General features: G+C 72.0%; 14 protein-coding genes and 1 tRNA gene. 6 read left to right on the top strand and 9 right to left on the bottom strand.

Annotated features, from left to right (window positions below; all coding sequences use genetic code 11):
* Positions 1-53 precede the first annotated feature (53 nt).
* A complete protein-coding gene (locus ET471_RS03555; protein WP_129186629.1) occupies positions 54-791 on the top strand; it encodes a winged helix-turn-helix transcriptional regulator in 738 nt (245 codons plus the stop codon).
* Complete coding sequence (locus tag ET471_RS03560) at positions 788-1,708, top strand: alpha/beta fold hydrolase (protein ID WP_129186630.1); 921 nt, start codon at positions 788-790, stop codon at positions 1,706-1,708. Before ET471_RS03555 ends, ET471_RS03560 begins: the two co-directional genes overlap by 4 nt.
* A 4-nt stretch (positions 1,709-1,712) precedes the next feature.
* On the opposite strand, the gene nth is transcribed toward ET471_RS03560, so the two are convergent.
* Entirely contained in the window at positions 1,713-2,429 is a 717-nt protein-coding gene (nth, locus tag ET471_RS03565; protein ID WP_129190681.1) for an endonuclease III, read from the bottom strand.
* A 205-nt stretch (positions 2,430-2,634) separates the two neighbouring features.
* Here nth and ET471_RS03570 point away from each other — a divergent pair, with 205 nt between their 5' ends.
* Positions 2,635-3,312, top strand: a complete 678-nt coding sequence (locus ET471_RS03570) for a Crp/Fnr family transcriptional regulator (RefSeq protein WP_129186631.1) — start codon at positions 2,635-2,637, stop codon at positions 3,310-3,312.
* A gap of 70 nt (positions 3,313-3,382) precedes the next feature.
* Here ET471_RS03570 and ET471_RS03575 read toward each other — a convergent pair whose 3' ends face one another.
* Positions 3,383-3,844, bottom strand: coding sequence for a RidA family protein (locus ET471_RS03575; RefSeq protein ID WP_129186632.1), 462 nt, complete (start codon positions 3,842-3,844; stop codon positions 3,383-3,385).
* The gene (gene sp36 / locus ET471_RS03580; RefSeq protein ID WP_129186633.1) at positions 3,844-4,008 is read right to left on the bottom strand and encodes a Sp36 family protein; all 165 of its coding nucleotides are present in this window, start codon (positions 4,006-4,008) and stop codon (positions 3,844-3,846) included. The genes ET471_RS03575 and sp36 overlap by 1 nt, the downstream gene beginning before the upstream one ends.
* A 96-nt stretch (positions 4,009-4,104) precedes the next feature.
* Here sp36 and ET471_RS03585 point away from each other — a divergent pair, with 96 nt between their 5' ends.
* From ET471_RS03585 to ET471_RS03595, 3 genes are all read left to right on the top strand, one after another.
* Entirely contained in the window at positions 4,105-6,459 is a 2,355-nt protein-coding gene (locus ET471_RS03585; RefSeq protein ID WP_129186634.1) for a transglycosylase domain-containing protein, read from the top strand.
* Positions 6,456-7,412, top strand: a complete 957-nt coding sequence (locus ET471_RS03590) for a metallophosphoesterase (RefSeq protein ID WP_129190683.1) — start codon at positions 6,456-6,458, stop codon at positions 7,410-7,412. The genes ET471_RS03585 and ET471_RS03590 overlap by 4 nt, the downstream gene beginning before the upstream one ends.
* A gap of 101 nt (positions 7,413-7,513) precedes the next feature.
* Positions 7,514-7,590 (top strand) — tRNA-Pro (locus ET471_RS03595).
* A gap of 98 nt (positions 7,591-7,688) precedes the next feature.
* On the opposite strand, the gene ET471_RS03600 is transcribed toward ET471_RS03595, so the two are convergent.
* The 6 genes from ET471_RS03600 to ET471_RS03625 are packed head-to-tail and all read right to left on the bottom strand — an operon-like array spanning position 7,689 to position 13,007.
* Positions 7,689-8,915, bottom strand: a complete 1,227-nt coding sequence (locus ET471_RS03600) for a site-specific integrase (RefSeq protein ID WP_129186635.1) — start codon at positions 8,913-8,915, stop codon at positions 7,689-7,691.
* Positions 8,912-9,121 carry an excisionase family DNA-binding protein gene (locus ET471_RS03605; protein ID WP_129186636.1) on the bottom strand — a complete coding sequence of 70 codons (210 nt, stop codon included), beginning with the start codon at positions 9,119-9,121 and terminating at the stop codon, positions 8,912-8,914. The genes ET471_RS03600 and ET471_RS03605 overlap by 4 nt, the downstream gene beginning before the upstream one ends.
* On the bottom strand, positions 9,108-10,685 hold the full coding sequence (locus tag ET471_RS03610) for a replication initiator (RefSeq protein WP_129186637.1): 1,578 nt from the start codon (positions 10,683-10,685) through the stop codon (positions 9,108-9,110). The genes ET471_RS03605 and ET471_RS03610 overlap by 14 nt, the downstream gene beginning before the upstream one ends.
* Entirely contained in the window at positions 10,685-12,187 is a 1,503-nt protein-coding gene (locus ET471_RS18920) for an FtsK/SpoIIIE domain-containing protein (protein ID WP_129186638.1), read from the bottom strand. Before ET471_RS18920 ends, ET471_RS03610 begins: the two co-directional genes overlap by 1 nt.
* The gene (locus tag ET471_RS18370) at positions 12,187-12,570 is read right to left on the bottom strand and encodes a hypothetical protein (protein ID WP_129186639.1); all 384 of its coding nucleotides are present in this window, start codon (positions 12,568-12,570) and stop codon (positions 12,187-12,189) included. The genes ET471_RS18920 and ET471_RS18370 overlap by 1 nt, the downstream gene beginning before the upstream one ends.
* Positions 12,570-13,007 (bottom strand): plasmid replication, integration and excision activator, encoded by a 438-nt coding sequence (locus ET471_RS03625; protein WP_129186640.1) that lies wholly within the window; start codon positions 13,005-13,007, stop codon positions 12,570-12,572. The genes ET471_RS18370 and ET471_RS03625 overlap by 1 nt, the downstream gene beginning before the upstream one ends.
* Positions 13,008-13,018 lie beyond the last annotated feature (11 nt).

A 13,018-nucleotide genomic window follows, 5' to 3' on the forward strand; every position in this document is an offset into this window, starting at 1 on the left:
TCATGGGAAAGACGGGGACGGGACGGTAGTTTGCTGCCGGGAGGAGGGACACCATGGCCGAGCTGTTGATCCTCACGCCTGCCACGGGCGGTTCGGTCGAGGTGCTGCCCGCGCTGGGCCTGCTCTCGCACCGGGTGCGCGTCCTGCCCATGGAGCCGTCGGCGCTCGTCGACGCGCCCGACTCCGACGTGGTGCTGCTGGACGCCCGCCGCGACCTCGTCGCGGCCCGCACCACGGCCCGCCTGCTGCACGCCACGGGCCTGACGGTCCCGCTGGTCCTGGTGCTCACCGAGGGCGGCCTGACCGTCGTCACGCACGAGTGGGGCGCCGACGACCTGCTGCTGGAGCACGCGTCGCCCGCGGAGGTCGAGGCGCGCCTGCGGCTCGTCGTCGAGCGGGCCGCCCGGGGTACGGTCGACGACGGTCCCGAGGAGATCTCCGCGGGCGACCTGGCGATCGACGCGGGCGGCTACACGGCCCGCCTGCGCGGCCGCCCGATCGACCTGACGTACAAGGAGTTCGAGCTGCTCAAGTACCTGGTGCAGCACCCGGGCCGCGTCTTCACCCGCGCCCAGCTCCTCCAGGAGGTGTGGGGCTACGACTACTACGGGGGTACCCGCACCGTGGACGTCCACGTCCGGCGCCTGCGCGCCAAGCTCGGCCCGGAGCACGAACAGCTCATCGGGACGGTCCGCAACGTCGGCTACCGCTTCGACCCGCCCAAGGAGCGCGCCGCCCGCGAGGAGACGGGCGACGACGTCCGCCCCGCCGTGACCCGGAAAGCCGGATGACGCCGACCGCCGACTACTCGGCCGCGCTCGTCGAGGGCCCGTGGCGGCACGAGTTCGTCCCCGCGAACGGGGCCCGGTTCCACGTCGCCCTCGCCGGCCCGGAACGCACCGCGGCGCCGCTCGTGGTGCTGCTCCACGGCTTCGGGCAGTTCTGGTGGACGTGGCGGCACCAGGTCACGGCGCTGGCCGACGCCGGCTACCGCGTCGCGGCGATGGACCTGCGCGGCGCGGCGGCGTCCGACAAGCCGCCGCAGGGCTACGACACCCCCACGCGCACGCGCGACGTCGCGGGCGTCGTGCGGTCCCTGGGGCACGAGCGCGCCGTCGTCGTCGGGCACGGGTTCGGCGGGACGGCCGCCTGGGCGATGGCGGCGATGCAGCCGGCGGCCACCGCGGGCGTCGCGGCCTTCTCGAGCCCGCACCCCGCGCGCGTGCACATGCCGCTCATGCACCAGCTGACGCCGCAGGCGATGCGCCTCATGGCCCTCGCCCAGCTGCCGACGCTGCCCGAGAAGCGGCTGCGCGACACCGACCTGCTCGAGCGGGTCTTCGCGCTCGGCGCCGCGCGGCCCCTGCCGGCCGAGGCCGTGGAGCTGTACCGCACCGTCATGCGGATCCCGTTCGCGGCGCACACGGCCGCGGAGGCGCTGCGGTGGACGCTGCGCTCGTCCACCCCGCGGCCCGACGGGCTGCGCTTCACGTCGGCCGTCCGCCGCGTGCTGGAGCTGCCGACGCTCCAGCTGCACGGCGAGCTCGACGGCCTGGTCCGCCGCGACCGCGCCGACGCGGACGGCGCGGCGTTCAGCCGCGACTTCCGCTTCGAGGTGCTCGACGACGTCGGCCACTTCCTGCCCGAGGAGGCCCCCGAGCAGACGACGGCGATCCTGCTGGACTGGCTGCCGCGCGCGACGCGCTGAGCCGCTACCGCGGCGGCCCGTCCTTCACGAGCCTGGCCGCCGCGACGGGGTCGGTCTCCCCCGCCCCGTAGGACGGGCACAGCCCCGCGACCGGGCACGCCCCGCACGCGGGCTTCTTGGCGTGGCAGATCCGCCGCCCGTGCCAGACGACGTGGTGGGACAGCATCGTCCAGTCCTTCCTGGGGACGAGCTCGCCGACCTCGAGCTCGACCTTGACCGGGTCCTCCGACGTCGTCCACCCGAACCGGCGGGCCAGGCGCCCGAAGTGCGTGTCCACCGTGATGCCCGGGATGCCGAACGCGTTGCCCAGCACGACGTTGGCCGTCTTGCGCCCGACGCCGGGCAGCGTCACCAGGTCCGCCATGCGCGGCGGCACCTCGCCGTCGAACCGCTCGACGAGCGCCTGGCCCAGCCCGATGACCGCGCGGGCCTTCGCGCGGAAGAAGCCGAGCGGCCCGAGGATCGCCTCGAGCTCGGCAGGGTCCGCGGAGGCGTACGCTGCGGCGTCGGGAAAGCGCGCGAACAGCACGGGCGTCGTCGCGTTGACCCGCACGTCGGTGGTCTGCGCGGACAGGACGGTCGCGACGAGCAGCTCGAGCGGCGTCGTGAAGTCGAGCTCGGCCTTGGCATCCGGGTACCGCTCGGCCAGGATGCGGTCGATGCGGCGAGCGCGCCGCACGAGCGCGAGCCGGCTCTCGCCGGTCGGGGTGGACGGTTCCATCGGCACGCTCGCAGCGTACCGAGCACCACCGACGCGCACGCGGCGTCGGCGTGACGGCCGTCCAGGCGTCACGTGCACGCCCAACGCCACGCTGACCGGCGGAATGGCCGGTGTGAGGCAGTATTGAGAACTGGAACACATTTCTGACCCGGGCCGGTGCGGCGCCCCTCGGCGCACGTCGGCCCCGAGAACGTGAGGAACCTCAGTGGACGACACCACAGTGCTCTCCGCCCCGCTCTTCGCCGACATGGACGACGTCGAGTCGCGTGCCCTCCTGGAGACCATGGTCCCGGTCGAGCTGTCACGGGGCGACGTGCTGTTCCGCGAGGGCGAGCCGGGCGACCGCCTGTACGTGATCGCGCAGGGCAAGATCAAGCTCGGCCGCCGCTCCAGCGACGGCCGCGAGAACCTGCTCTCGGTGCTCGGCCCGGGCGAGATGTTCGGCGAGCTCTCCCTGTTCGACCCGGGCCCCCGCACGGCGACGGCGTCGTCGGTCGCGGACTCCGTCTGCTACGAGCTGCGGCACGCCGCCCTCGTCCAGTGGGTCACCGCGCACCCCACGGTCGCCACGCACCTGCTCGGCGCGCTGGCGCGCCGCCTGCGCCGCACCAACGAGACGCTGGCGGACCTCGTGTTCTCCGATGTCCCCGGCCGCGTGGCCAAGGCGCTGCTCGACCTGTCGACCCGCTTCGGCGAGCCGTCCGACGAGGGCGTGCGCGTGGCCCACGACCTCACGCAGGAGGAGCTGGCCCAGCTCGTGGGCGCCTCGCGCGAGACCGTGAACAAGGCCCTGGCCGACTTCGCCGCCCGCGGTTGGGTGCGCCGCGAGGGCCGCGCCGTCGTCCTGCTGGACCTCGACCGCCTGGAGCGCCGCGCGCGCTGAGTCCCGGACATGACGGTGGCCCGGTCTCTCCGGAGAGACCGGGCCACCGTCGTGTCGGGCGGGCGTCGCGTCAGGCCTTGAGCTCGACGACCAGCTCGACCTCGACCGGGGAGTCCAGCGGGAGGACGGCGACGCCGACGGCGCTGCGCGCGTGGACCCCGGCGTCGCCGAAGATCTCGCCCAGCACGTTCGAGGCGCCGTTGACGACGCCCGGCTGGCCCGTGAACGACGGGTCGGAGGCCACGAAGCCGACGACCTTGACGATGCGGGCGACGTCGTCGAGCGAGCCGACCAGGGCCTTGACCGCGGCGAGCGCGTTGAGCGCGCACTGGCGGGCGTAGCCCGTCGCCGCCTCCGGGGTCACGCCGGCGCCCACCTTGCCCGCCTCGGGCAGGGCGCCGTCGACGAACGGCAGCTGGCCCGACGTGTAGACGTACGCGCCGCTGCGGACCGCGGGCACGTAGGACGCGACGGGCGCCGCGACGTCGGGCAGGGCGATGCCGAGATCGGCCAGGCGGGCCTCGACGGACATCAGCGTTCGCCCGTCGGGCGCTTGAGGTAGGCCACCAGACCGGTGCCGTCGGGCCCGGGGACCACCTGCACGAGCTCCCAGCCGTCGGAGCCCCACTGGTCAAGGATCGCCTTGGTGTTGTGGATGAGCAGAGGGATGGTTGCGTACTCCCACGTCGTCGCCATGGGGCACACAGTAGCCCGCCCGCTTCCACAGGACCTGCACACGGGCCCGTGCCTCCAGCCGACGACGCCTGCGTGCGACCACGTACGCTGGCACGCATGGCGAGCAGACGAGTCGCGACACCGCACGAGCCGAGGCGCATGACGCGGACCATCCCGGCGACCCAGCTGGTGGCGCTCCTCCTGGCGTTCGTCCTCGTCGCCGGCGCGGGCGGCGTCCTGACCGCCGGTCTCGCCATCCCGCTCGCCGCGGCGACCAACAAGACCACCGACACCACCGTCGCGCTCTTCGACGAGGTGCCCGACGAGCTCAAGCCCGGGCCCCTGTCCCAGGCGTCGACCGTGTACGCGGCCGACGGGACGAAGCTGGCGACGTTCTACGCGCAGAACCGCATCGTCGTCCCCCTCGACCAGGTGTCCCAGGCCATGAAGGACGCCGTCGTCGCCATCGAGGACGAGCGCTTCTACGACCACGCGGGCGTCGACCCGCGCGGCGTGCTGCGCGCGTTCGTCAACAACGCGATGGACAAGCCGACGCAGGGCGCCTCGACGCTCACGCAGCAGTACGTCAAGAACGTGCTCATCGACGAGGCCGAGCAGGCCGGCGACCCGTTCGGCATCATCGAGGCCCGCGAGGACACCATCGCCCGCAAGGCGAAGGAGATGAAGCTCGCCATCGCGCTCGAGAAGACGATGACGAAGGACGAGATCCTCCAGGGGTACCTGAACGTCGCGCAGTTCGGGACGTACAACATCTACGGCGTCGAGACCGCCGCCCGGTACTTCTTCGACAAGTCCGCCAAGGACCTCACGCCCGTCGAGGCGGCGACCATCGCCGGCGTCACGAAGGGGCCGGCCAAGTTCGACCCGTCGGTCGAGGCGAACCTCAAGCTCGCCCAGGACCGGCGCGACGTCATCCTGAACAAGATGTGGTCGCTGGGGATGCTGCCCACCGACCAGCGTGACGCCGCCCTGGCGACACCGATCCAGGACACGCTGCACATCACGCCCGTGCCGACGGGCTGCCAGGCCGCGGCGGGCGCGGCGTTCTTCTGCGCGTACGTGATCTCGGAGATCACGAACAACCCGGTGTTCGGCGACACCAAGGAAAAGCGGAGCGACCTGCTGTACCGCGGCGGCCTGACGATCCGCACGACGCTCGACCTCGGCAAGCAGCGCGCGGCCGAGGCGACGGTCAGCGCCCACGTGCCGAACGGGAACGACGCCGGCCTGGAGTCGGCCGTCGTGTCGGTCGAGCCGGGCACCGGCAAGATCCTCGCGATGGCCCAGAACGTGCCGTTCGACGCGCGCACCGAGGACCGGGCACCCGGCACCACGTCGGTGAACTACGCCGCCGACCCGCTGCACGGCGCGTCGAAGGGCTTCCAGCCCGGCTCGAACTTCAAGCCGTTCGTGCTGGCCGAGTGGCTCAAGGAAGGGCACACGCTCTACGACACCGTCGACGCCACCAAGCGGGAGCGCCCCCAGAGCGCCTGGCACTCGTCGTGCAGCACGTTCGGCGGCAAGCCCTGGGCGCCCGCGAACGCCGAGGGCAACCTCTCCGGCCCCATCACCGTGCTGCGGGCCACCTACGAGTCCGTCAACACCGCCTTCGCGTCGATGGCCACCGAGCTCGACCTGTGCGGCGTGCGGAACACCGCCTGGGACATGGGCTTCCGCCCGACGACGAAGCCCGGCAAGGGCGGCACCGTCGTCACGCTGTTCAACCCGCAGCCCGACGACATCCTGATCACGCCCGCCATGGTGGTCGGCACGCAGACGACGTCGCCGCTCCAGCTCGCCGCCGCCTACGGCACGCTCGCCAGCAACGGCACCTACTGCGCGCCCATGGCGATCACGCAGGTGACCAAGGCCGACGGCACCGACGTCCCCGTGCCCGGCCCCGCCTGCAACCCGAACGCCCTCGCGCCGAACGTCGCCGCCACCGTCGTCGACGCGATGACGCACGTGTTCACCGAGCGCACCGGCACCGCCCGGACGGGCAAGCTGCCCGACGGGCGCGCGGCCGCCGGCAAGACCGGCACGAACCAGGGCTCGGCGCAGACGTGGTTCACCGGGTTCACCCCGAACCTCGTCACGACCGTGTGGGTCGGCGAGGAGTCCGGCGAGCAGGACCACCTCAACATCGTGTTCAACGGCAAGCGCCTCAAGCCCATGTACGGCAGCTCGGTGGCCGTGCCGCTGTGGCAGGACTACATGACGCAGGCGCTCGTGGACGTGCCCGCCACGGAGTTCCCGGCGCCCGACCCGAACCTGGTCGGCACCCCGCCGGCCCCGCCCGCGCCCCCCACGCCGCCCGCACAGCCCACCCAGCCCACGAACCCGGGCGACGGCGGCGGGCAGGGTCCGCAGATCCCGCAGATCCCCGAGATCCCGCAGATCCCGAACCTGCCGAACGGCGGGGGCAACAACGGCGGCGGAGGCGGACACTGAGCGGGTCCGGCGCCCGGCGCGCCGGCACCACCCTCGGCGGGGCGCTCGCGGTCGCGGCCGCGGGTCTCGCGTACGCGTACGTCGAGACGAAGCTCTTCACCGTGCGGCACGTGACCGTGCCCGTGCTCCCGGCCGGGCAGGGCGACGTCCGCGTGCTGCACGTCAGCGACCTGCACCTGGTCCCGCGCCAGCGCCGCAAGCTGGCGTGGATCCGCTCGCTCGCCGAGCTCCGGCCCGACCTCGTCGTCGACACGGGCGACAACCTCGCCGACGTCGGCGCCGTCGACCCGCTGCTCGACGCGCTCGATCCCCTGCTCGCGACGGCGCCCGGCGTCTTCGTCATGGGCTCCAACGACTACTGGGCGCCGCGCCCCAAGAACCCGGCGCGGTACCTGCTCCCGGACGCGCGCGTGCACCGGCCCGAGCCGGTCCCGCTGCCCTGGGACCGCATGGCGGCGGCCTTCACGGCCGCCGGCTGGAAGGACCTCGACAACCGCCGCGACGACGTCGTGCTCGCCGACGGGCGACGCCTGTCGTTCGTCGGCACCGACGACGCGCACCTCGACCTCGACGCCATCCCGGAGCGCCCCGCCGGTGCACCCGCCGCAGGCGCGACGCACGACGACGCCGTGCTGCACCTCGGGGTCACGCACGCGCCCTACCAGCGCGTGCTGAACGGCTTCCAGTCCGACGGCGCCGACCTGATCATCGCCGGCCACACGCACGGCGGGCAGCTGCGGGTCCCGGGCTTCGGCGCCCTCGTCACCAACTGCGACCTCGACCGCCGCCGGGCGTCGGGGCTCCACGGCTGGCCGGGCGCCCGCCCGGACCGCCGCAACGGGGCAGGCTCCACCTGGCTGCACGTCTCGGCCGGCGCGGGCACGTCCCCGTACGCGCCCGTGCGCTTCGCGTGCCGCCCCGAAGCCACGCTGCTCACCCTCACGGCACGGTGAGCCCCCTCACCCCGGACCGGTTTTCGTCCTGGGCCGATGCTCCGCTATGCTGAGCAGGCTTCACCGACCGGGTAGCCCTCGGATCGGTGCAGGCAGTCCCTCGGGGTGTGGCGCAGCTTGGTAGCGCGCTTCGTTCGGGACGAAGAGGTCGCAGGTTCAAATCCTGTCACCCCGACCAGCCGAAAGGCCCTCTGTCCAGCGGAAATGCTGAGTTCGGAGGGCCTTTCGCTTTGCCTGGAGAAGCCCCGAACCCCCGTGGAGGGCTTAACCGAGGGCTTACGCATGAGCGGTGCGCTCCTCTCCGGGCAGCCTGAACAGCGGTTCCATGTGCCAGTCGGGCGCGACGACGTCGACGGCGGCGAACCTGTTCATGAACGTCGCGCCGGTCTGGATCACCGGCCGCAACTCGTGCCGGTAGATGCGTTCCGTCGTCGAGGTATCGGAGTGCCCGACGACGTGTGCGATTTCTTCCACCGCTGCGCCGCCTGCCGACATGAGCGAGACGAACGAGTGCCGCAGCTCGCGCGGAGTCCACTCGGCAGGGTTAACGCTCGGCACCGCGCCGAGTGCTGACCGGAACCCGCGTCGCACGTTCGCGGAGTCGAGAGCGGTGCCGAGTGTCGTCGTGAACACCAGGCCGGTGTCCTTCCAGTCGGCGCCCGCCTTGACGCGGTCGGCGTCCTGGTCCCGACGTCGTCGCCGGAGCACATCGACGGCGAGGTCCGGCATCGCGAGGGTCCGCCTGGACTTCCGGGTCTTGGTGTCCCCCGACTTCCGGACCGACCGCCACACCGCGACCGTGGCGGGTTCGCTGTCGAGGTCGACCCGATCCCACGTCAGCGCCCGCATCTCCTCGGTGCGGATGCCCACGAGCATCGAGACGACGATGTACGCGTACATCCAGTGCGCCTTGGTGAGCGTCAGGACTTCAAGTGCCTGGCGTTCCGTGAGGGACTTGGACTTCCGGCCGGTCGTGCCGCGCGGCGTGACGACCAGCTCGACGACGTTCCGGTCGACGAGGTCACGCGCCATGGCCCGCTTGATGGCTGAGTTCAGGCAGGCCCGGACGTCCGCGATGGTGCGGGTCGAGTGCGTGGCGACCATCGAGCGGAGCAGCTTCTCGACGTGCTTGGTCGTCAGCTTGCGGAGCAGGACGTCACCGATCCCGGCGTCGATGTGTGCGCAGTTGAACTCGCGCGTCTTGACCGTGTTGTCGTCGACCTGGCCCTGCCCGTAGAGGATCCAGTCCTTGACGACGTCGCTCACGGTCGTCTTATCGGCGCCCGGGGCGAGACCTCGCTCGTAGTCGCGGACGCGGAGCCGAAGCGCCTCCATCGCCGCCGAGCGGGACTTGCCGGAACCGCGCTTCCTGATCTCCTTGCCGCGGTCGTCGTAGCCCACGATCCGGGTCGCGACGAACCGCTCCAGGCGCTTGTCCCAGTAGACGGTGCCCTCCCCTCGAGCACGGCGCGGCGGCTTCCTCGGAACTGTCTGGTCGGTCATGCCGCACCGTCCAGGCTCTCGGCGTACTCCTTCAGCGCCGCGATGGGCACGAGTCGCCGCGTGCCGATCTTCACGGTGCGAAGCGCGCCGCAGCGGATCAGCTCGTACAGGATCGTGCGGTGGATCCCCAGCGCCTTGCACGCCACGTTCACGTCGCAGAGCACCGGGGCGACTTCGCTCACGGCGAGCGGTTCACGCTTGGTCATCTCTCCCCCTCGGGTCGTGGTTCTGGTTCGGCTGTCGGGCCGGGTTCGTGCGCTGTTCTGCTCGCCACTGCGCGTACTCGCGGGCACGGGATGCGGCGGCGTCGGCAAGGGCCTTGTCCCCCGCCCGAGGCCAGCCGGTGCCCTCGTAGCGCCAGGAACCGACGACGAGGGTGGTTTCCTCGGCGTACTCGGCCATGAGGCGCGCTTCCAGGTCGCGGGTGTCGAGCGTGGTGGCGTTGCGGCGGGCCTCGGAGGCGAGGCGCTGGAACCGACGTCGAGCACGGCGGAGCGCACCGAGCGTCACTGAGTAGCGACGCGACTTGGTCGAGAAGTGCCCACGGAAGCCGAGCATCGACGCCCAGTGGCCCAGGAGCGCGTACGGACTCTCTGCGCAGTCGCCGCACAGGCCAGGGTGCCGATCTGCGGCACGGTCGGCGCACCCGAAGTGGCAGCCGGCGAAGGCGCGAGCTGCGAGCGTTCGGCAGGCCTCAGCCAGCGCGGCGAGGTGGGGGCGCGGTCGCGCCGGGTCGACACCTGCGGACTTGGTCGAGTACTTCGCCAGGTACGCGGCGACCTGCTCGGCCGTGACGTCACCGTCGATCACCGCGGCTTCGCGGACCACGCGCACGTCGGTCTGTGCGCCGAAACGGAGTATGCGGGCGACGTCGTCGGAGTCGATCGGGTCGACCTCATAGCGCACCGCGGCCACGGCAGCCGTCACGACCTCGGAGAGCGTGGCCGCGGGGATCGGCGCGGGCGACCCTGGACCATCGGGCCCGTCGACGCGCACGAGCGCGTGGAAGTGGACCAGGCCCCGCGCTTGGAACTCGGCCACCTTGGCGTACTCGAGGCGCAGGTGTCGGTTCAGGGCTCCGCGGTTCACGCCGAGCGAGGCGGTCAGGTGGCGGCGCAGCGCGATCGTGAACCGGCGCCACAGCTCGGGCGCGAACCACTGCCACACGGCGGCGGTCGCGACGTCGTAGCACTCGGGACACAGCGGGGCGCCGACCTCGGCGTCGCCGTCCTCGTGGCGATCCCAGCAGGCGAACGAGCGGCCGTGCTCGCACACCGAACCGAGGGCGCGGGGCCGACACGGCTTCTCGCCGTCGCGCACACCGTGTACCGCGCCGAACGAGGGAGCCGTCAGCGTGACGAACAGCAGCGGGTTTCGGGCGACGTCGCCGGGCACGCCCTTGCCGCCGTGAAGGCCGGTCGAGATAAGTTCGAAGGTGTCGCGGGCGTAGATGCGCGAGCAAGCTTCGCACTCATCGGCGCGACGGTTGCCGCACGGCTTGTAGAGCATTCCGAGCGGCTGATCGACGGACCTGAATGTCTCGATGACCTCGCCGGTGCGGGCGTCGATGGTGTCGGCGCGGCCGACGAGGCGGATCGGGTGCGAGCAGTTGGCGACCCGGCCGAGGGTGTCCGCGAAGTCCTGCCACGACTTGTCAGCGATCCGGCCGACGATCCCGGCGACCGCGGCGGGGTCGAGGTCGGGCAGGTCTAGCGGGACGTCCGGGGAGTGTCCCCAGAAGCCCCCGCCGACCTGCTCGACCGTGGACATCACGCCGCCTCGGGGTCGCCATCACTCGACGTGGGCTGCGGAACCCGAGGGGCGCGGGGCTTGCGAGGCGTCCGTGGACGCGGAGGAGCACCGCTGAGCGTCACGCCGACCGGGGCGGGAGGCTCCGTCCCTGCGGGCTCAACCGTGACGCCCTCGTCGGGCAGCGGAGGCGCGGGAGGCGCCGGGTACGTGCCCGCGACCAGGCGGATGAAGTCGTCCGCCCAGTAGTCCGCGCGAACGCGAGCGACAACGCCGTCGTCAGTCACGGCGTACCCGGCGCCGGGCATGGTCTGCGAGATGTGGTGAGCCGGGGCGAGCGCGGCCATGCCGTCCCCGAGCACCATGCGCGTCTCAGCGCCGGAGGCGAGGCGGAGCGCGACGGTTTGGGTGAACAGGTCGCGCATTCCCACGGTCTCCTTGCGTGGGTCCTGAACGAACGCGACGACCATCACCCCGAAGGCGCGGCCCTGCGTGAGGATCAGCTTGAGCAGGTTCACGGCCTCGTTGACGACCTCCTTGGAGGCGTAGGCCGTGAGGACGGCGAGCTCGTCGATCATCAGGACGTGGACCGGGTCGCCGGGCGACGGTTCGAAGCTGCGCGACTGACCGCGCATGACGGACTGCCGGTCGACGATCACGCGGTTGAGCCCGCGCAGGAGACCGACCGCATCGGCCTCGTTCATCGCGACGTGAGAGAACATCGGCGCACCCACCGCGACCTCGACGCCGCCCTTCAGGTCGACGCCCCAGAGATGCACCATGCCCGCGTGCGCGGCCGGGGCCAGGTTCCCGGCGACACCCCAGAACACGGACCCCTTGCCCGACCCCGAACGCCCGACGACGAGCGTGTGGCGCCCGGCGAGGTCGAGCCGCCACGGCGTGCCGTCCGAGCAGCGGCCGATGGTCACGCCGCGGAACTCGATCGCGGACGGGATCGTCGGGAGCGTTGCGACGTCCAGCAGTTCGCGCATCGTGAGGGACAACTCGACCCAGCCCGCGCCGAGCCGGTGCGCTTCGACAGCCTCGGCCCCGAGTGAGGTGGCGATGGCCTCGGCCGCGGCGGCAACGTCGTCGGCGGTCTGCCCGACCCGAGCGCGGACGTTGAAGGTGAGCATGTTGCCCGACGCCCGCACCCGACGCAGCCTCGGGATCACGCGGGCCTCGTCAACACGAGGTGCGGTGGCCAGGCCGCAGCGGTCCGCGATGCGCTTCCAGTTCCGGCGAAGGCGACGCTTCCAACCCCGACGACGAATCGGACCGCCAAGCACCGCCTCGTAGGTGAGCGGGTGCACGGCCCACCAGACCGCTCGCAGGAGCGAGAACGCGGGCACGCACCAGATCACGGCATATCCGGCGAAGGCGCGCTCCCCGATCAGAAGGAGGTTGCCCAGCATGACGCAGGCCAGAACCAGCCGCCATGACCGGAAGGTCCAAACGAGCATGTACCAGACCGCACCGGCGACAGTGCGGGTGATGGCCCACGTCGTGCTGAGCGCGTCCATCACGCCGCCTCCGTCCCGAGGCCGCCGTCGTAGAAGCCGAGCCACCACGGCTCGGCCGGAGGGAACGCACGGACTGGGCGGACCAGCTCGGCCAAGCAGAAGACCGAGAACTGGACACCCGGGCCCGAGTTCGACGACCAAACGGTGAAGGCGTGCGACCCAGCCTCGGGTGGGAAGTCGGTCACCGTGCCGAGCGACAGCATCCGGGCTAGGCGCTCGGCGTCGTCCTGGGTCTCGACGTGAACGCCGACGTGGTTGTGGCCGACGTCGACCGACGAGACCCGACCGTCGACCCACGAGACGAGGTCGCAGGCGATCTCCATCAGCTCGCGGATCGAGGCGTCCTCACGCTCGACGATCTCGCCCGTGATCGCCGCGGACATCAGGCCGCCGCCTTGGACTCAGGAGGCTTGGGCTGCTCGGCGCGGCCCTGCCCCGGCGCGACCATGCCCTCGGCCCGGAACGACCACTGAAGGCGCGGACGCTGCCCGTTGTCGTCGATCCACGGCAGCGCCGTCAGACCCACGAACTCGACCGGCGTCCACGGCAGGGGCGAGGTGTTCTTCGGCGGGACTGGCTGCACCTCGGCCGCGAACTTCACCGAGACGCCGATGTCCTTGCGGTTCGCGTCGTCGTCCGCGTCGATGACCGTGCACTGCCACATCGGCAGCCCCGACTCCTTGTCGCGCTGCTGCGGACGCGAACCGTCAGCCCGCTTCTCGGCCTGGAAGTCCACTACCGGCTCGACCTCGCCACGCAGGAACGCCCCGTTGGGGAACGCGAGGCCGTGGGCGATGGGGAAACGCTTGGCGATAGCCACTGGAACCAACT

The sequence above is a fragment of the Xylanimonas protaetiae genome, assembly GCF_004135385.1.
GTDB classification, from domain to species: Bacteria; Actinomycetota; Actinomycetes; order Actinomycetales; family Cellulomonadaceae; genus Xylanimonas; species Xylanimonas protaetiae.